Source organism: Mycobacteroides immunogenum, assembly GCF_001605725.1.
In the GTDB taxonomy this organism is placed as follows: domain Bacteria; phylum Actinomycetota; class Actinomycetes; order Mycobacteriales; family Mycobacteriaceae; genus Mycobacterium; species Mycobacterium immunogenum.
The window spans coordinates 1,469,820-1,487,969 of the sequence record NZ_CP011530.1 but is presented as its reverse complement, the minus strand read 5'-3'; the positions used below and the strand labels follow the sequence as shown (position 1 = coordinate 1,487,969).

15 protein-coding genes are annotated in these 18,150 nt (G+C 65.2%); 7 read left to right on the top strand and 8 right to left on the bottom strand.

The window, feature by feature from the left end:
* Positions 1-150 precede the first annotated feature (150 nt).
* Positions 151-3,840, top strand: a complete 3,690-nt coding sequence (locus ABG82_RS07430; RefSeq protein WP_078343896.1) for a multifunctional oxoglutarate decarboxylase/oxoglutarate dehydrogenase thiamine pyrophosphate-binding subunit/dihydrolipoyllysine-residue succinyltransferase subunit — start codon at positions 151-153, stop codon at positions 3,838-3,840.
* Positions 3,841-3,999: 159 nt separating this feature from the next.
* Entirely contained in the window at positions 4,000-5,319 is a 1,320-nt protein-coding gene (locus tag ABG82_RS07425) for a lipase family protein (protein ID WP_043077202.1), read from the top strand.
* 8 nt (positions 5,320-5,327) lie between these two features.
* Here ABG82_RS07425 and ABG82_RS07420 read toward each other — a convergent pair whose 3' ends face one another.
* Complete coding sequence (locus ABG82_RS07420) at positions 5,328-6,482, bottom strand: PucR family transcriptional regulator (protein ID WP_043077203.1); 1,155 nt, start codon at positions 6,480-6,482, stop codon at positions 5,328-5,330.
* A 241-nt stretch (positions 6,483-6,723) separates the two neighbouring features.
* On the opposite strand from ABG82_RS07420, the gene ABG82_RS07415 reads away from it, so the two are divergent.
* The 3 genes from ABG82_RS07415 to ABG82_RS07405 all read left to right on the top strand — a co-directional run bounded on the left by ABG82_RS07415 (position 6,724) and on the right by ABG82_RS07405 (position 9,170).
* Complete coding sequence (locus ABG82_RS07415; protein WP_043077204.1) at positions 6,724-7,365, top strand: class I SAM-dependent methyltransferase; 642 nt, start codon at positions 6,724-6,726, stop codon at positions 7,363-7,365.
* A 95-nt stretch (positions 7,366-7,460) separates the two neighbouring features.
* A complete protein-coding gene (locus tag ABG82_RS07410) occupies positions 7,461-8,291 on the top strand; it encodes an SDR family NAD(P)-dependent oxidoreductase (RefSeq protein ID WP_043077205.1) in 831 nt (276 codons plus the stop codon).
* Between the two features lie 45 nt (positions 8,292-8,336).
* Positions 8,337-9,170: an SDR family NAD(P)-dependent oxidoreductase gene (locus ABG82_RS07405; RefSeq protein ID WP_043077206.1), complete on the top strand. Its 834-nt coding sequence runs from the start codon at positions 8,337-8,339 to the stop codon at positions 9,168-9,170.
* 29 nt (positions 9,171-9,199) lie between these two features.
* Here the strand turns inward: ABG82_RS07405 and ABG82_RS07400 are convergent, their stop codons facing one another.
* The 5 genes from ABG82_RS07400 to ABG82_RS07380 form a co-directional block, all read right to left on the bottom strand.
* On the bottom strand, positions 9,200-10,468 hold the full coding sequence (locus ABG82_RS07400; protein ID WP_043077207.1) for a serine hydrolase domain-containing protein: 1,269 nt from the start codon (positions 10,466-10,468) through the stop codon (positions 9,200-9,202).
* Positions 10,469-10,572: 104 nt separating this feature from the next.
* Positions 10,573-11,844 carry a serine hydrolase domain-containing protein gene (locus ABG82_RS07395; RefSeq protein ID WP_043077315.1) on the bottom strand — a complete coding sequence of 424 codons (1,272 nt, stop codon included), beginning with the start codon at positions 11,842-11,844 and terminating at the stop codon, positions 10,573-10,575.
* Between the two features lie 88 nt (positions 11,845-11,932).
* Positions 11,933-12,700 carry a glycine betaine ABC transporter substrate-binding protein gene (locus ABG82_RS07390; protein WP_234707995.1) on the bottom strand — a complete coding sequence of 256 codons (768 nt, stop codon included), beginning with the start codon at positions 12,698-12,700 and terminating at the stop codon, positions 11,933-11,935.
* Between the two features lie 97 nt (positions 12,701-12,797).
* Positions 12,798-13,940 (bottom strand): NAD(P)-dependent malic enzyme, encoded by a 1,143-nt coding sequence (locus ABG82_RS07385; protein ID WP_043077316.1) that lies wholly within the window; start codon positions 13,938-13,940, stop codon positions 12,798-12,800.
* Between the two features lie 84 nt (positions 13,941-14,024).
* Complete coding sequence (locus ABG82_RS07380; protein ID WP_043077209.1) at positions 14,025-14,636, bottom strand: MarC family protein; 612 nt, start codon at positions 14,634-14,636, stop codon at positions 14,025-14,027.
* A 93-nt stretch (positions 14,637-14,729) separates the two neighbouring features.
* On the opposite strand from ABG82_RS07380, the gene corA reads away from it, so the two are divergent.
* Both corA and ABG82_RS07370 read left to right on the top strand, forming a co-directional pair.
* Positions 14,730-15,824, top strand: a complete 1,095-nt coding sequence (corA, locus tag ABG82_RS07375) for a magnesium/cobalt transporter CorA (protein WP_043077210.1) — start codon at positions 14,730-14,732, stop codon at positions 15,822-15,824.
* Positions 15,825-15,850: 26 nt separating this feature from the next.
* Positions 15,851-16,351 carry a hypothetical protein gene (locus tag ABG82_RS07370; protein ID WP_043077211.1) on the top strand — a complete coding sequence of 167 codons (501 nt, stop codon included), beginning with the start codon at positions 15,851-15,853 and terminating at the stop codon, positions 16,349-16,351.
* Between the two features lie 9 nt (positions 16,352-16,360).
* Here the strand turns inward: ABG82_RS07370 and ABG82_RS07365 are convergent, their stop codons facing one another.
* Positions 16,361-16,966, bottom strand: a complete 606-nt coding sequence (locus tag ABG82_RS07365; protein WP_043077212.1) for a suppressor of fused domain protein — start codon at positions 16,964-16,966, stop codon at positions 16,361-16,363.
* An 11-nt stretch (positions 16,967-16,977) separates the two neighbouring features.
* Positions 16,978-18,150: an ABC transporter ATP-binding protein gene (locus ABG82_RS07360; protein ID WP_043077213.1), complete on the bottom strand. Its 1,173-nt coding sequence runs from the start codon at positions 18,148-18,150 to the stop codon at positions 16,978-16,980.

The following is an 18,150-nucleotide window of genomic DNA, read 5'->3' as shown; positions in this document are numbered from 1 at the left end:
CAGGTATCCACCCCTGAGCCATCCGTGGCGCCGATGCTGTCGCCCCTGTGATGGAACGTGACATGTCACCCCCAATGGCGACGCGTTAGCCTGGTACCGGTCGCTAAACGGACTGAATATCGAACGAGACGGAGCGAGGCGAAGACTGCCGTGAACGGTTCAAATCCACAATTCGGGCAGAACGAATGGCTGGTCGAAGAGATGTACCGGCGATTCAAAGAAGACCCGTCCTCGGTGGACTCCAGTTGGCATGAATTCTTGAGCGACTTTGGCGCCGAATCGGTGGCCGAGCCCGCGACCGCTACCGCCAACGGTCAAGCCGTAGCCGCACCCGCTGCCGCCGCACCAGCACCGGCACCCGCCGCACCCGCCGCACCACCGGCCCCGGCGCCGAGCGCGGCCCCCGCAGCGCCCAAGCCGGCCGCCGCGCCGCTTCCGACTTCCGAGGGTGACCAGACCCAGGTGCTGCGCGGTGCCGCGGCGGCCGTCGTCAAGAACATGTCGGCCTCGCTGGAAATCCCGACAGCCACCAGCGTCCGGGCCATCCCGGCCAAGCTGATGATCGATAACCGCATCGTCATCAACAACCACCTCAAGCGGACCCGTGGCGGAAAGATCTCGTTCACGCACCTGCTGGGCTACGCCATCGTCCAGGCCGTCAAGGACTTCCCGAACATGAACCGGCATTTCGCCGAGGTGGACGGGAAGCCCACCGCCGTAACGCCCGCTCACGTCAACCTGGGCCTGGCCATCGACCTGCCCGGCAAGGACGGCAACCGCACCCTCGTCGTGGCCGCCATCAAGGGCTGCGAAGCATTGGGTTTCGGCCAATTCATCGCCGCTTACGAGGACATCGTGCGCCGCGCCCGGGACGGCAAGTTGACCGCCGAGGACTTCTCCGGAGTCACCATCTCGCTGACCAACCCGGGCACCATCGGCACCGTGCACTCGGTACCCCGACTCATGCGGGGGCAGGGCGCCATCGTCGGTGCCGGTGCGCTGGAGTACCCCGCGGAGTTCCAGGGCGCCAGCGAGGAGCGCATCGCCGATCTGGGCATCGGCAAGCTCATGACGCTGACCTCCACCTACGACCACCGCATCATCCAGGGTGCCGAATCCGGCGACTTCCTGCGCACGGTGCATCAGCTGCTGCTGTCCGACGACTTCTTCGACGACATCTTCCGTGAGCTGGGCATCCCCTACGAGCCCGTGCGCTGGCGCGTCGACAACCCCGACTCGATCCTCGACAAGAACGCTCGTGTGCTGGAACTGATTGCGGCATACCGCAACCGGGGCCACCTCATGGCAGACACCGATCCGCTGCGCCTCGACAAGACCCGTTTCCGCAGCCACCCCGATCTGGATGTGCTGAGCCACGGCCTGACCCTGTGGGACCTGGACCGCGAATTCAAGGTCTCGGGATTCAAGGGCCAGGAGTACATGAAGCTGCGCGATGTGCTGTCGGTGCTGCGCGACGCGTACTGCCGTCACGCCGCAGTCGAATACACCCACATCCTGGAGCCCGAACAGCAGAAGTGGCTGCAGGAGCGCATCGAAGTCAAGCACGACAAGCCCACCGTCGCGGAGCAGAAGTACATCCTGTCCAAGCTCAATGCCGCCGAAGCATTCGAGACCTTCTTGGCCACCAAATACGTTGGGCAGAAACGGTTCTCGCTGGAAGGCGCCGAGGGCGTCATCCCGATGATGGATGCCGTCATTGATCAGAGCGCCGAGCACAGCCTCGACGAAGTTGTGATCGGCATGCCGCACCGCGGCCGGCTCAACGTGCTGGCCAACATCGTCGGCAAGCCGTACTCGCAGATCTTCACCGAGTTCGAGGGCAATCTGAACCCGGCGCTCGCGCACGGCTCCGGTGACGTGAAGTACCACCTGGGCGCCTCGGGTACCTACATTCAGATGTTCGGCGACAACGACATCGAGGTGTCGCTGACCGCCAACCCCTCGCACCTGGAAGCCGTGGACCCGGTGCTGGAAGGCCTGGTGCGCGCCAAGCAGGACCTCCTGGACGTGGGCACCGACGGCGGCCGCTTCACTGTGGTGCCGCTGATGCTGCACGGTGATGCCGCGTTCGCCGGACAGGGTGTGGTGGCCGAGACCCTGAACCTGGCCAATCTGCCCGGATACCGCACCGGCGGCACGATCCACATCGTGGTCAACAACCAGATCGGATTCACCACCGCACCGGAACACTCGCGTTCCACCGAGTACTGCACCGATATCGCGAAAATGATCGGCGCACCGATCTTCCACGTCAATGGGGACGATCCCGAGGCGTGCGTGTGGGTGTCGCGACTGGCCGTCGACTTCCGGCAGAAGTTCAACAAGGACGTCGTCATCGACCTCGTCTGCTACCGCCGGCGCGGCCACAACGAGGGCGACGATCCCTCGATGACCAACCCGCAGATGTACGAGGTCATCGACACCAAGCGCGGTGTGCGTAAGACCTACACCGAATCCCTCATCGGCCGCGGCGACATCTCGATGAAGGAAGCCGAGGACGCCCTGCGCGACTACCAAGGTCAGCTGGAGCGGGTGTTCAACGAGGTCCGCGACCTGGAGAAGTACCAGCAGCGGCCCAGCGAGTCGGTCGAGGAAGACCAGCAGCTCCCGCAGAAGCTGGTCACCGCCGTCGACAAGGCGCTGCTGCAGCGCATCGGTGACGCCTTCCTGGCTGTACCCGAGGACTTCAGCGTGCATCCCCGCGTCAAGCCGGTGCTGGAGAAGCGCCGCGACATGGCCTACGAAGGCAAGGTCGACTGGGCCTTCGGCGAGCTCCTGGCGTTCGGCACCCTGGTGGCCGAGGGCAAGGTGGTGCGCTTGTCCGGCCAGGACTCCAAGCGCGGCACCTTCACCCAGCGCCACGCGGTGATCATCGACCGGCACAACGGCGATGAGTTCAGCCCCTTGCAGCTGGTCAGTGTGGACGCCGAAGGCAACCCCACCGGCGGCCACCTGGTGGTGCACGACTCCTCGCTGTCCGAGTACGCGGCCGTCGGCTTCGAATACGGCTACTCGGTGGGCAACCCCGACGCAATGGTGTTGTGGGAGGCCCAGTTCGGCGACTTCGTCAACGGCGCGCAGTCCATCATCGACGAGTTCATCTCGTCAGGAGAGGCCAAGTGGGGCCAGCTCTCCGAGGTGGTGCTGCTGCTCCCCCACGGCCACGAAGGACAGGGTCCCGACCACACCTCGGGCCGCATCGAGCGGTTCCTGCAGCTGTGCGCGGAAGGCTCGATGACGGTGGCGATGCCGTCGACACCGGCCAACTACTTCCATCTGCTGCGCCGGCACGCGCTGGACGGCATTACCCGGCCGATGGTGGTCTTCACGCCAAAATCCATGCTGCGCAACAAGGCTGCCGTCAGCGACATCAAGGACTTCACCGACCGCAAGTTCCGCTCGGTGCTTGAGGAGGCCGGGTACGAGGACGGCATCGGCGATCGCAGCAAGGTCAAGAGGATCCTGCTGACCAGCGGCAAGCTCTACTACGACCTGTTGGCGCGCAAGAACGCCGACAAGCGTGACGATGTCGCGATCGTGCGCATCGAGCAGCTGTACCCGATCCCGCGCTACCGCCTGGAAGAGACCCTCAGCCGGTACCCGGATGACGCACAGTACATCTGGGTGCAGGAAGAACCTGCCAACCAGGGCGCTTGGCCGACATTCGGCCTGAACCTGCCCGAGGTGGTTCCGCGTTTGACCGGCCTCACCAAGATCTCCCGGCGCGCCATGTCGGCGCCGTCGTCCGGCTCCTCGAAGGTGCACGCCGTCGAGCAGCAGGAGATCATCGACGAGGCGTTCACACCCACCTCTGCGTAGGAGTGAGCGGTCACAAGGTGCCGTCGGCCGTTTGGTGAGTCAACATGATCTGGACTCAATGCGGTACGACGGCACCAGGCCGGTTAATACGCTGCTCACAGCAGTGCGCATCCCCTGAACCGGACGATAGGACCGCCAGTGCAAGGACACCCGGGCTCGATGACGGCCGGTGCCGCATCCACGCCTGCCGTGGCACCACCGTCGATCGACGACTGGCCGCTGCAGGTCGACAAGCCGTTATCGGCCGCGTATGACCCGTTCTTCGGCCCGGCTCCGGAGGGGTGGGAGGCCACCGCGCCCGGAACGCCGCTGCGCCGCAGACGGGTCCGGCTCGGGCTGTTCGGATTCATCCCGATAAAGCTGCATGCCTGGCAGGTTCTGTACCGCAGCACCGACCTGCACGGCAATCCGGAGACCACGGTGACGACGGTGGTGGTGCCGCAGCGCGCGACACCGGACTCACCATTGCTGGCGTTCCAGAGCGCCATCGACGCCGTCACTCCAAAACGGTTCCCGTCGTACTACCTGCAGCAGGGATCATTCGGCCTGACCCAATCGCAAAACGAATTCCTGTTGGTGGTGGCCGCACTCACCAAGGGGTGGGTTGTCACCATCAGTGATCACGAGGGGCCGCACGGACTTTGGATGGTGGCCCGGCAGCCCGGCTATCACGTTCTGGATGGGCTACGAGCCACCATCGCCGCTTCCGGCGTCGACGGCATCCCGCAACTGTCCCCACAAACCCCTGTCGCGGTCTGGGGATACTCCGGAGGCGGCACCGCGAGCGCGTGGGCGGCAGAGCTTGCCGGCGAGTACGCCCCGGAGCTGAACATGGTCGGGGCGCTGATCGGGGCACCCGCCGCGCAACCCGGCCCCCTGGTGCACTTTCACAGTGGGCGGCCCGCCTCGGGCCTGATCATCCCGGTGCTCGCCGCGATGATGCGCGCCCATCCGCCGGCCCGCGAGTTCCTGGAGCGCCATCTCAATCGCAGAGGGCGCCGGATCGTGGAGAAGTCCGAGCGCATGACGCTGCTGGAATCGGTACTGCGCTGGCCGTTCCTGGACTTCAACAAGATTCTCGATCGGCCCCTCGAAGAGGTCATGGACGGGCCCGAGATCACCGCGCTCACCGACGAGATGACGCTCGGGCAGCGCACACCGACCGCGCCGGTGTACCTGTACCACCCCATCCACGATCTGCTGCTGCCGATCCAGTACACCGACCAGCTGGCGGAGGACTACATCGCGGGCGGCGCTCACGTGACCTATCGGCGCGACCGCGCCAGCGAGCACATCGTGCTGGCTCTGGCCGGCGGCGCCGACGCGCTGGCGTGGCTCGATGAAAGGTTGCGCGGCAAGGCGTTACCCGCCAAGTCGGATGTTCGCACCGTGCTGTCCACTTCGTTGACCATGCGGGCGATCCGGATGCTGTTGCGCTGGCAGCGGGGCATCATCCAGTTGCTCGCCGGCAAGCTCTGAGCAGGAGATCAGCGCGCCTTCACGGCCAACAACGCGGCCGCCAGGGTCCGCGCGGCCGACGGCTGAGCCGGGTCAAGACCGGTGAGTTCGGCGACCCGGCGCAGCCGATAATCCAGGGTGTTGGGATGCACATGCAGCGATTTGGCCGCCAACTGTCGACCGTGCTCGTGCTGTAGGTATGCGCTGAGCGCCTGCTGTAGATGCGGGTGCGCCGCCAGTGGCTGCACGGCCGCGGCGAGCAGGTCACGGGCCCGGCCTGGCCGGGTGATCTGGTACTCCAACAACAGATCGGAGAGCCGGTACGCCCCCGCCACCCGGCCGAGTTTGAGTGCCAGTAAAGCCAATTCGCGTGCCTCTTCGGCGGCGTCGGCAATCTCGCCGGGGTCGTTGGCGTCGGAGACGCCCACGGTGACAGCCCCACCCGCCACCTCGGAGAACAGCGGTAGCAGTGCTTCCACCTTGCCCACCGCGGGCAGCAGAACAATGCCGCCGCGGCCATCCAACGAGGTAAGCACGGGTTCGCGTGCGTATTGGTCGACGATGTCCTGCACCCGGTGCGCGCGCAGGCGAGCCACCACGGTGTTCGCCGCGGGTTCCGGCATGTAGAGAAACAGCACGTTATACGCCAGTGCCAACGTCACGCTGGCCCGTTCGGCCGCCTCCCGCCACGGTGTGCCCTTGATCAGCGCGTCGAACAGATCGCGCCGGGCTTCTGACGTCGCACTGTAAAGACCTTGCCGCTCTTCGAGATAGGCGGCGGCGACCGCCGGCAGTAACAACTGCAGATAGCGTTGCAACTGCACACTGACGGCAAGTACCTCATCGGCTTCATCCGGACTCGCCAACTCCCGGAGCGTCTCGATGCCGACGCGCGCGGCGACGTTGTAGACGGCCAGGATTGCCGGAAGCGGGATGTCCTCCTGCGCCCGCCGCGATGCGGCCAGGATCGCCACCGCGAACTCATCCTCGGTGGGCGGCCGCGCTTCGAGCATCACCCGCGCGAATATCCGGAAATGCTGCTTGGTGAACTCGGTGATCTCGCCGTCGAGAATCTCGCGCGGGAGCATCCCGTAGTAGGGCACCTCGGCGGCGAAACAGTCCACCGCGCGGCGCGCCGTCTCGGGCAGCCTGCGCATGAACCGATCACTCAGCGACGCCGTCATCAGCGGACTCAACCTTCTCCCACCGCAGTGTGGAATTCCCGTATCCCTCGCGGATCAGATCCGTGAGACCCTTGCGCACCCTACCGTCTGGCAGTTGAGTTCGGCGGTTTGCTCCGAGGTTCATCCCGCGGCCCACCAGGAATTGGGGCCGGTCATAGCTTTGGGGCGTCTGCCTCGTATCTTTCACAAAGGTCGCGCCGAGTCACGGACATTGCCCGGCACCGCTTCTAGGTTTCCAAAGATGACTGTCATCGTCCAACGGCGTTCGTTCAACGAACTGGTCACCCGGTACTGGACCCTGATGTCCAGGGTCTACAACTTCCCCTTCGTACAACGCCACATCTATAGCCCGGCCCAGACCGACACCATCAAGCAGCTATGCGAACATGACGCCCGGCGTATCGCCGATATCGCTTGCGGTACCGGCATATTGGCTTCGCGCATCCGGTCCGAGCTGCCACATGCGACAGTGTTCGGGGTCGATATGTCCGACGGCATGCTGGCCAAAGCCCGGGCGCGCTGCGCCGAGGTGCAGTGGCGCAAGGCTCCGGCCGAGCAGCTCCCCTTCGCCGACGCCAGCCTGGACGCCGTGGTGACGACGTCGGCGTTTCACTTCTTCGATCAGCCCGCCGCGTTAGCGGAGTTCTCTCGCGTGTTGGCTCCGGGCGGCATGGTGTCGGTCGCCACGATCTGCCCCAAGGAGCGCCGCTGGACGCGCAACGGGATGGGCGAGCGCGGGCCGGCGCATTTCCCCACGGCCGGCGAGATGGAGCGGCTCTTCACGGCCGCCGGTTTCGATGTCGTCGTACATCGCCCGGTGGCACGCCCCGTCACACCGCCGCTGGTCTCCGTCGACTGGATTTGTGTGGGCCTCAAGACCTGACGGTCACCCCCGCCGCCATGACCACGGCACCGGGCCATCCATTACCCTCACTGATTGACGTCAGCCTCGCAACGTAAATCTGTCAGGAGTGCCCAATGGAGGGTTTCAGCGGCAAGGTCGCCGTGGTCACCGGCGCCGGTTCGGGAATCGGCCGCGCACTGGCCATCGAGCTGGCACGATCGGGCGCCAAGGTCGCCATCAGCGATATAGACAACGAGGGGCTGGCCGAAACCGAGCGCCAGGTCAAGGCCCTGGGCGCCGAGGTGCGATCCGACCGCCTGAACGTCGCCGAGCGGGAGGCCTTCCTGCTCTACGCCGACGTCGTCAAGGAACACTTCGGCAAGGTCAACCAGATCTACAACAACGCCGGCATCGACTTTCACGGCGAAGTGGAAGCCAGCGCGTTCAAGGACATCGAGCGCATCATCGACGTCGACTACTGGGGGGTCGTCAACGGCACCAAGGCGTTCCTGCCGCACCTGATCGCCTCCGGCGACGGCCACGTCGTCAACGTCTCGTCGATCTTCGGGGTGATGGCATGCCCGGGCCAAAGCGCCTACAACGCAGCCAAATTCGCGGTACGCGGATTCACCGAGTCGCTGCGCCAGGAAATGATCGTGGGCAAGAAGCCCGTCGCCGTCACCTGCGTGCACCCCGGCGGCATCAAGACCAACGTGGCCCGTAACGCCACCATGGCCGAAGGCTACGACCCCGCCGAATTCGCGAAGTTGTTCGATCTGCTCGCACACACCAGCCCCCAGGCCGCGGCCCGCATCATCCTGACCGCGGTGCGCAAGAAAAAGCCGCGCGTGCTCGTCGGGCCGGACGCCAAGCTGATCGACGTGCTGGTGCGGCTCACCGGTGCCCGGTACCAGGATCTGTTCTCGCTGGGCGCACGATTCCTGATGCCCAAACGTTCCCACTGACCCACTACTCTGACTATTTGACAGTCGTCTAACAAGGAGACACTTATGGAAGGCTTCAGCGGCAAGGTTGCCGTGGTGACCGGCGCGGGTTCGGGTATCGGCCGCGCACTGGCCGTCGAGCTGGCACGATCGGGCGCCAAGGTCGCCATCAGCGATGTCGACGCCGAGGGGCTGGCCGAGACCGAACGCCAGGTCAAGGCCCTGGGCGCCGAGGTACGTTCGGATCGTCTCAATGTCGTTGAGCGCGAGGCCTTCCTGCTCTACGCCGACGCCATCAAGGACCACTTCGGCAAGGTCAACCAGATCTACAACAACGCCGGTATCGCCTTCCAGGGCGAGGTGGAGGAAAGCCAGTTCAAGGACATCGAGCGCATCATCGATGTGGACTTCTGGGGGGTCGTCAACGGCACCAAGGCGTTCCTGCCGCACCTGATCGCCTCCGGCGACGGCCACGTCGTCAACGTCTCCAGCCTGTTCGGCGTGCTCTCGATGCCGGGCCAAAGTGCTTACAACTCGGCCAAGTTCGCGGTCCGCGGATTCACCGAGTCGCTGCGCCAGGAAATGATCATCGGCAAGAAGCCCGTCGCCGTCACCTGCGTGCACCCCGGCGGCATCAAGACCGCCATCGCGCGCAACTCCACCACCGCCGAGGGCTATGACCAGCAGGCGATGGCCGCGATGTTCGACAAGTACCTGGCGAACACCAGCCCCGAGGCCGCGGCCCGCATCATCCTGACCGCGGTGCGCAAGAAGAAGCCGCGCGTGCTGGTCGGCCCCGACGCCAAGATCCTGGACGTCATCGTTCGGCTCACCGGAGCCCGCTACCAGGACATCTTCTCGCTGGTAACCCGCTTCATCCTGCCCCGGCCCGGCAAGTAAACCGCCCGATCGATCATTCGCGCGCCGCGTCAGCGCGCCGCGCGAATGATCGACGGCAAGAAGGTCCCGATGACGGTCTGATCGAACACCATCGTGCTGGGTAGTCGGTTATGCACGACGGCCACCGAGATCTTGCGTTTCTGATCGGCCCAGCCAAAGGAGCCACCGGCGCCGATATGCCCGAAACCGCCTCCGATCACCGGCACCGTCAGAGAGTGATACCCCCGGTGCCAGCCCATCGGTAGCCCCAGCGTGTGATCGATCTGGTAGCTGGGCTTGCGCGCCAGCCCCTTGGTGATCTCCGGTGACAGCAGTCGCACGCCATCCACGCTGCCGTCACCAGCCAGGGCGGCATAGAGCTTGGCCAGCGCCGGCGCGGTGCAGCAGGCACTGCCGGCCCCGCACCGCAGATCCATCACCGGCGCGCTGGCGTGTCCGTCATCCGCCAGCAGCATCTCCGCACCCGGCTGATACAGCGTCGACGCGGCACCCTTGGCGCCGGGCATCCTGTCGAGCACACCCATGACGGGCGGGGCCGTGCGACGGATGAAGGCGGATCGGGCGACCCGATCCAAATACGGTGTGAGCGCGGCAGATTCCGATGGCGCCCCGACGGGTGGGCGCCCCATGTAGATGCCGTCGACGCCGAGCGGCTCGGCCAGCTCGGTGCGGTACAGCTGCTCCAGGTCTTTACCGGTAACAGCCTTGGCCAGCCGTCCCATGAGCCAGCCGATGGACAACGCGTGGTACGCGGGCTTGCCGAAGTAGCGGTCCACGGGCGCCGCGGCCAGCCGGTCTGCCATCAGATCCGGGTCGAACATCTCCTCGTAGTTGTGCGCGATACCCGTCAGCCGCGACAGCCCCGCGGTGTGCGAGAGGATCTCATCGACCGTGATCGCCGCCTTGCCGTTGGCGGCGAATTCCGGCCAGTACCTGGCGACGGGCGCCCGGTAATCCAGGAGCCCGCGGTCTACGAGTTTGTGGATGATCGTGGCAGTCACGCCCTTGGAGGCCGAGAAGATCACCGGCGCGGTGTCACGGGTCCATGGCGCACCCTTCTGCGCCGTCCCCGCCCACAGGTCCAGCACGGGCTCACCATCCACGTACACACAGAGGGCGCCACCACCGACGCGGTACCGGGTGAAGGCCAGGGAAAAGACGCGCACCACCCCTCGAAACTCGGGGCGCGCCCAACCGCTCACCCCCGGCGGCAGGTCCGTGCCGCGTTCCAGCGGGGGGTATGCAAAGGGCGGACGGGGTTCTGCGGCCGCGTCATCGAGGCCATGCGGTTGTGCCATAGGTAACAGTCAGTACCAGGTACTAGACGTCAAGGCAAGGCCCGCGGCGCTGAAATCAGGCGGCATCCCAATCGACGTGCACCACTTGGGGGCACGTCACCAACTCAGTTGACCGCCTTGACGATCTGCGGCCACAAGAACGCGAACGAGATCTGATCGAGCGCCATGGTCAGCGGCAGCCGGTTGTGCGCGAAGCCGACGGCAATGTTGCGCCGGGGATCAGCCCATCCCATCGAGCCACCCAGCCCGATATGCCCGAAACCGCCGCGGAATCCGTTCATCGGCAGCGACATGTATCCCAGATGCATACCCATCGGGAACAGGACAGTGCGGTCGATGGTCAGGTTGGTCTTACGCCCCAGTCCGGCAACAGTTTCCGGCGACAGGAACTCGCGGCCGTCGACGCTACCCCTACCTGCCAGGGCCGCGTACATCTTCGCGAGTGCGGGTGCGGTGGCCACCGCGTTGGCGGCGGGTGCCTGCATGTCATACAGAGCCGAATTCAACGTGCCGTCGTCGGCGAGAATCCGCTCCATGCCCGGCTCGTACATGGTGCCGATAGCGCCCTCGAAACCAGGAAGGCGATCAATGGCGCGAATGACGGTGGGCAGCACCCGCCCCACCACGGGCTTGTTCGCCACCGCGTCCAGAAATGGGTACATCGAAGCGGCCTTGGTCACCGAGGTACGTGGCGGGCGTCCCAGATGGATACCGTCCACTCCGAGCGGTTCAGCGATCTCGGTGCGGAACAGCTCACGCATGTCCTTGCCGGTGACCGATCGGGCCAGACCCGCGAGCAACCATCCGAAGGTGAGCGCGTGATAGGCGCGCTTGCCGTAGAACTTGTCGACTGAGGCCGCCGCGAGGCGCCGCTCCATCAACTCGTGATCGACGACTTCCTCTGCGTGGTAAGCGATTCCGTCAAGACGGGAGAGACCTGCGCGATGATCGAGCACCTGCCGGACGGTGATCGCGGACTTCCCGTTGGCGCCGAACTCCGGCCAGTAGCGCGCGACCGGGGCGTCATAGGACAGCAGCCCGCGATCGGCCAGGCGATGAATCACCGTGGCGGCAATACCCTTGGATGCCGAAAAGACCAGGGCCCCGGTGTCGCGCGTCCAGCCCTGCCCCGCCGCGGCCGCGCCGGCCCAGATATCGAGGGCGAGTTCACCATCGACGTAGACGCTGAGACCACCCCCGCCGAGCCGGTACTTGGTGAACAGCCACTCGAAGGTCCGCACGACTGAGGACAGTTCGGGGCGCGCCCAGCCCTCGACTGCGTCCGGCAGCCGTAACCCGGGCTGATCACCCGGATACAGTTCGTCACTACGGGTAGGTGCCGTGGCCGCAACATTGGGGCCCAGTGGGATCGCCATAATGAACATTTAGGTACCACGTGTCAAATAATCGGGTCAAGTCACAATCTGATTGCCTGCCGTATTTACGCAGGTCACGGTGCCACGGCTAGCCGCGCAGCAAAATCTGGTGATCATTGAGCCAGGCGTCCACCACGCGCTGCGGATCTCCGCCGGCGGAGACCTCCCTGGTCATGGCCGCCAGATCCCCGGTGGTGAGCTCGCCGGCAACCTTGTTAAGCGATAGCACCTGCGGTTCGGACAGCTCATTGCGCCGGTACAACGGGACAACGTTGTTGGCCGGAAGCCAACTCTTCTCGTCATCGACAACGGTGACTCCGGCCGCGGGAAGGGCGGGATCGGCGGTGGACGTCCACGCGACCGCCACGTCGCCGTGCCTGAGAGCCCCGAAAAGCGCTGCGGTGTCCGGGAATTGGCGAGGGGTGCCGGTCGGACACGAACCGATGCGGGCAGCCGGAACGGTGCCCGGGCCCACCTGGCCCGCCCGCGCCAGTTCATCGCAATGGCGGGCCAGCCCGGCCAATGTGGGCTTGGCCGAGGCGCTCATCGCGGCGGAAGGAACGGCCAGCGCCGCACGATCCTCGGCCGTGCCGTAGTCCGCCGCTGCGACACCGGCGGGCAACGCCGCGATCATGGACTTGTACGTGGTCTCCTCGTCACCGCTGGGCCGCTGCTGCGGCGCGAACTGACGTAGCACGCGCGCGGTGAAACCGGGCGCGACGCTCGCGATACCGGTGTCCAATTCCGCTATCGGATCGGCACTCTCGCGCACCTTGGTATCGATACCGGTTGCTTTGACCACCGCCGCGTAAATGAAAGCGAGCACCCGATATTGCGGGTCATTGGTAGTCACCACCGTCAAATACGGTGCCGGACCGTCATTTTCCGAACAACCGGCGAGTACGGACGCTGCCACCAGCAGCCCCGCCGACCACGCACGAAACCTCAAATGGCTAGTCGCTCTCGTGCGCGACAGCCTGCACGGCGGCCGCCACGGCCGGCCCGACGCGTGGGTCCAGTGGGCTGGGCACAATCTTGTTGGGAGCCAATTCCGGCTCCACGACCGAGAAAATCGCCTCAGCCGCTGCCACTTTCATTCGCTCGGTGATCTTGGTGGCCTCGGCGTCCAATGCCCCACGGAACACACCCGGGAAGGCCAGCACGTTGTTGATCTGGTTCGGGAAGTCGCTGCGCCCCGTCGCCACAATGGCGGCGTACTTGGCCGCGACATGCGGGTGGATCTCGGGGTCGGGGTTGGAGCACGCGAAGACGATGCTCTCGTCGGCCATGGTCGCGATGAGCGACTCGTCGACCTTGCCTGCCGAAACGCCCAGGAACACATCGGCACCCGCAAGCGCCTCGGCCTGCCCACCGGTGAGACCGCGCGGATTGGTGCGCGACGCGAGATCTGCCTTGAATTCATTGAGGTCATCGCGGCCGGCGTGCACGATGCCCTTCGAGTCCAGCACCGTCACATCGCTGATGCCATCGGCCAGCAGGATGTTGGCGCAGGCGACGCCGGCCGCACCGGCGCCGGAGATGACGACCTTGAGCGACTGCTGGTCACGGCCCAACACCCGGGAAGCACCCATGAGCGCGGCGAGCACCACGATGGCGGTGCCATGTTGGTCGTCGTGCATGACGGGACAGTCCAGCGCTTCGATGACGCGCCGTTCGATCTCGAAACAGCGCGGCGCCGAGATGTCCTCCAGATTGACGGCGCCGAAGGTGGGCCGCAGCCGGATCAGGGTCTCGACGATCTCATCGGGATCCTTGGTGTCGAGCACGATCGGGATGGAGTTGAGGCCGGCGAACGTCTTGAACAGCGCGCTCTTGCCCTCCATGACCGGCAGCGAGGCGGACGGGCCGATATCGCCCAGCCCCAGCACGGCGCTGCCGTCGCTGACCACCGCGACCAGGCGATGCGCCCAGGTGTACTTCTTGGCCAGGCTGGCGTCGGCGGCAATGGCCCGCGATACCTGTGCGACACCCGGGGTGTAGGCGATGGACAGCGCGCGCTGGGTATCCAGTGGCGACTTGAGCTCTACCGACAGCTTCCCGTCGATATGTGCGTCGAAAATCTCTTCATCTGTCACAACAACGTCGGATGCGGTCACAGCGTGAGACTACTGGCCCCCATCGAGGTCACTGGTGCCGACTCTGGAACTGTGAGCCGCGCGTTACCCGCCCGCCACGAATCCGCGTACCGACTCGGCGATCATCTGCACCGCGATCGAGGCCAACAAGAGGCCGGCTACCCGCGCCAACAGCATGATTCCGCCCTCTCGCAGCACCCTGATCAGCACTGTCGAGAACCTCAGCGTCAGATACAGCACCACATGCACACACAGAATCGCCGTGGCGATGGCCAGATAGGTGCCGAAGTACCCCTGCGCTTGGCGGACCGCGATGATGGTCGCCGCGATGGCCCCCGGCCCCGCCATCAACGGGGTGCCGAGCGGCACCAAGGCGACATTCACGCCGCTATCGGCGTCGTGGCTGGTCGCCCCGCCCATCAATAACGACAGACCGGTGATCAGCAGCAGCAGGCCACCGGCGCCCTGCAGTGCCGGCACACCGATATGTAGGTACGCCAGGATCGCCTGTCCACCGATCGCGAACATCGAAATGACCGTCAACGACACCGCGGGCGCCTGCCACGCGGCGCGATGCCGTTCGGATGCGGGCAACCGCCCCGTCAGCGACAAGAAAACCGGCACCGCACCCGGGGGGTCCATGATGACCACAAGGGTGATGAACACTGAGGTGAACACCGCGATATCGAATGCCACATCATCAGTCTCCCAGGCGCTCCCACAGGTTCGCGGGTTACCATCGCGCAGCACGGTTCCGCAGAATTGGTTTGCGAGCAGGGAGCCCTCATCATGGCGCGATTTCCGTCGGTCACTCCGTCGTCGTTGCGTTCGCCCATCCGGGGCCGCGAACCAGAGACCGATGCCAAACGCATCCCCGTCCCGCTCGCCCGGGCCATCGTCGACTGCGCCGTCTATGTCGACGGGGTACGGCTGCCGGGCAAGTACACCCCGAGCGCCGCGCTGGAGAAGGTGCGCTCGCTGGACCGCGGGTTCGTCTGGGTGGGTCTGCACGAACCCGACGAACACCAGATGGAAGCGGTCGCCCAGCCTTTCGGGCTGCACCGGCTGGCCGTCGAAGACGCCGTGCACGCCCACAACCGGCCCAAGCTGGAGCGCTATGACGACACGCTGTTCTTGATCCTGAAGACAGTCAATTATGTTGAGCACGAGTCGATCTCATCGGCACGCGAGATCGTGGAGACCGGCGAGATCATGATCTTCGTGGGCGGTGACTTCGTGGTGACGGTGCGCCACGGCGACCACAGCGGGCTGGCTAAGGTACGCGCCCAGATGGACGCGGACCCCGACCACATGCGTCTTGGCCCCTACGCCGTCATGCATGCCATCGCGGACCGCGTGGTCGACTCCTATATGGAGGTCTCCGATCTCGTCGAGAACGATATCGACGCGATGGAGCAGAACGTCTTCTCTCCCCGATCCAGCACCGACATCGAACACATCTACATGCTCAAGCGTGAAGTCGTGGAGCTGCGCCGCGCCATCAGCCCGTTGACGGGAGCGCTCAGCAAGCTCACCCAGGACCACAACGACCTCATCACCAAGGAAGTACGCCGGTATCTGCGTGACGTACTCGATCATCAGACGCACGCGGCGGACAAGATCGGGAGCTACGACGAGTTGCTCACCTCGCTGGTCAACGCGGCTTTGGGCAAGGTCGCCATGCAGCAGAACACCGATATGCGCAAGATCAGTGCCTGGGTCGGTATCGCCGCATTTCCGACCATGCTCGCCGGTATCTACGGGATGAACTTCGAGCACATGCCCGAGTTGGCCGAACCCGCGGCCTACCCGATCGTCTTGCTGGTCATGGTTCTGGTGTGCACACTGCTGTACCGGAACTTCCGCAAGAACGGCTGGCTGTAATCCCGCACCGATATCCACACCCGGCAATGACATTGCGCATGGCGTTGATGCTGATGCTGGCCCTCGTGTGCGCGCCGAACGCACTCGCGGACCCGGCGCTCCCCGACTTCTCCTCCATGCCGAAGGCGGCCGCCAAGGACTTCACCGTGCGAGACGGTCTGGTCTACTCGGTCCGCGGATTCCGCACTCCCAGCGGCGCATACTGCACATCGTCGTCACATCGCGGGATGTCCGCGCTCGATTGCCACGGCAGGTTCTTCGGCGCGCCCGACGGAGCCAACTCCGCCCACCTGTTCAACAACTCGGCGGAGCCGCTGCGGTTCGGCACCGAAGACGTGGACTTCACCAAAACCCCTGAGTTCGAAGGGCATCCACTCCCTCTGCTGCTGCCGGGTGTTGACTATGCGTTCGACAATTCACACTGCGCATACATTGCCGGATATCAGCTCGCGTGCGTCATGAACATCCAGGACTCACCGGTTGGCTTCGTCGCCGGCCTCGCCGACTTCGCCGTCATTGGGCAGTGACGCCCGCGACTAACTCGGTTGCGCGTGGGCGCGTGACGGGTCCGTCACGTCGATGCCTGCCTGCCGCCAAGTGTCCTGCAGAGCCTCGGCGCCCTTGATCCGGACCCAGGCGGCTTCGTTGGCGGTGATGGGTACCGCGGCCAGGAATCGCACAGGCGAGAGTGGTTCGGGCAGTGGCAGATCCGGGATATCGCTGGCCTGTAGCAGTACCGCGGTGAAGGCTTGCCGGTCCGGGTCGTCCCACAGCGGCTGGCCCAGATCGACAAGTGCGTCCTCGGTAAGCACCAGCCCCTCCACGGCGGGCGAAGCGGCCAACACCGCGAGCGAGCGGGCCAGGCCCGGGAAGACATTGCCACGCAAACTGATCAGCACCTCGGCACGCGGGCCGAGGTGCTCGGAGGCGAGCATCTCGCCCGGGTCGGTCATCGGGTACCTGCTGGCCCCCACCGAAGCAAAGTGTGTCAGGCCGGAGTCGTCGGGCCCATAACGCAACAGCTCATAGGGCTCAGCGCCCAGGAAGGTGACGGACGCCGAATCCGGCTCTCCCACACCACGACCGGCGAAATGATCGGCCAGCTGCGCGCGCACGCGGCGGACGATCTCGTCCGAGTTCATGGGCGCACTGTTCACTCGCCGGCAGCCAGGGAGAGATTCTCACCCGACTCGGCATCGAAGATCACCAGCTTGCCGGTATCGATGATCAGCTCGATCGGCTGCCCAGCGACGACCTTCGAGGCCGCGGAAATCCGTGCCACGAACTCATTCTCGGCAACCTCGGACTCCTGCGCGAGCTCGGTCAGCTCATCCGAATGAGCCGCGCCGCCCTCGGTAGTGAAGTGCACGTACTTGTCCGACCCCAGCGACTCGACCACATCGGCATTGACGGTCAGCGTCAGACCGGTGATGCGCTTGTAGGTGTCGACAAGAGCCGCGTCCTCGAACTGCTCGGGCCGAATGCCCACGATCACATCACCGGACGGCTTCCGGGCCGTGATGCCCGCGTACACCCCGGCATCCAGCGTTACCTCGCCGAAGGGCAGCTGCACCCCCACATCGGTGAGTTTCGCCGGAAAGAAGTTCATGGCAGGAGAACCGATGAAGCCCGCGACAAACAGATTCGCGGGCGTGTCGTACAGCTCCTGCGGGGCGCCCACTTGCTGCACCTTGCCGGCGCGCAGCACCACCACCCGGTCTCCGAGTGTCATCGCCTCGGTCTGATCGTGGGTGACGTACACGGTGGTGGTGCCCAGCCGCTTCTGCAGCCGCGCGATCTCGGTACGCATCTGCACCCGCAGCTTGGCATCGAGATTGGACAGCGGCTCGTCCATCAGGAACGCCTTGGGGCTGCGCACGATCGCGCGCCCCATCGCCACCCGTTGCCGCTGGCCACCAGAAAGGTTGGCGGGCTTGCGATCCAGGTAGTCGGTGAGATCCAGGATCTTCGCGGCCTCTTCGACCTTGGCGTTGATATCGGCCTTACTCATCTTGGCCAGCGTCAAGGGAAAGGCGATGTTCTGGCGCACCGTCATATGCGGGTACAAGGCGTACGACTGGAACACCATCGCGATATCGCGATCCTTGGGCGCTTTCTCGTTGACCCGCTCACCGGCGATGGTGAGTTCTCCGGACGAGATGTCCTCAAGTCCGGCAATCATGTTCAGCGTTGTCGACTTGCCGCAACCGGAGGGTCCGACCAGGATGATGAACTCGCCGTCGGCGATGCTCAGGCTGACGTCCTCTACCGCGGCCGAACCGTCCGCGTACGTCTTGGACACCTGGTCGAGCACTATCTCAGCCAT

What these genes read in the sequence shown, in the direction of transcription:
- ABG82_RS07425 (WP_043077202.1), top strand. Translation starts at nt 4,000, where the DNA reads ATGACGGCCGGTGCCGCATCCACGCCTGCCGTGGCACCACCGTCGATC.
- ABG82_RS07420 (WP_043077203.1), bottom strand. Translation starts at nt 6,482, where the DNA reads ATGACGGCGTCGCTGAGTGATCGGTTCATGCGCAGGCTGCCCGAGACG.
- ABG82_RS07415 (WP_043077204.1), top strand. Translation starts at nt 6,724, where the DNA reads ATGACTGTCATCGTCCAACGGCGTTCGTTCAACGAACTGGTCACCCGG.
- ABG82_RS07410 (WP_043077205.1), top strand. Translation starts at nt 7,461, where the DNA reads ATGGAGGGTTTCAGCGGCAAGGTCGCCGTGGTCACCGGCGCCGGTTCG.
- ABG82_RS07405 (WP_043077206.1), top strand. Translation starts at nt 8,337, where the DNA reads ATGGAAGGCTTCAGCGGCAAGGTTGCCGTGGTGACCGGCGCGGGTTCG.
- ABG82_RS07400 (WP_043077207.1), bottom strand. Translation starts at nt 10,468, where the DNA reads ATGGCACAACCGCATGGCCTCGATGACGCGGCCGCAGAACCCCGTCCG.
- ABG82_RS07395 (WP_043077315.1), bottom strand. Translation starts at nt 11,844, where the DNA reads ATGGCGATCCCACTGGGCCCCAATGTTGCGGCCACGGCACCTACCCGT.
- corA (WP_043077210.1), top strand. Translation starts at nt 14,730, where the DNA reads ATGGCGCGATTTCCGTCGGTCACTCCGTCGTCGTTGCGTTCGCCCATC.
- ABG82_RS07370 (WP_043077211.1), top strand. Translation starts at nt 15,851, where the DNA reads ATGACATTGCGCATGGCGTTGATGCTGATGCTGGCCCTCGTGTGCGCG.
- ABG82_RS07365 (WP_043077212.1), bottom strand. Translation starts at nt 16,966, where the DNA reads ATGAACTCGGACGAGATCGTCCGCCGCGTGCGCGCGCAGCTGGCCGAT.
- ABG82_RS07360 (WP_043077213.1), bottom strand. Translation starts at nt 18,150, where the DNA reads ATGGCTGAGATAGTGCTCGACCAGGTGTCCAAGACGTACGCGGACGGT.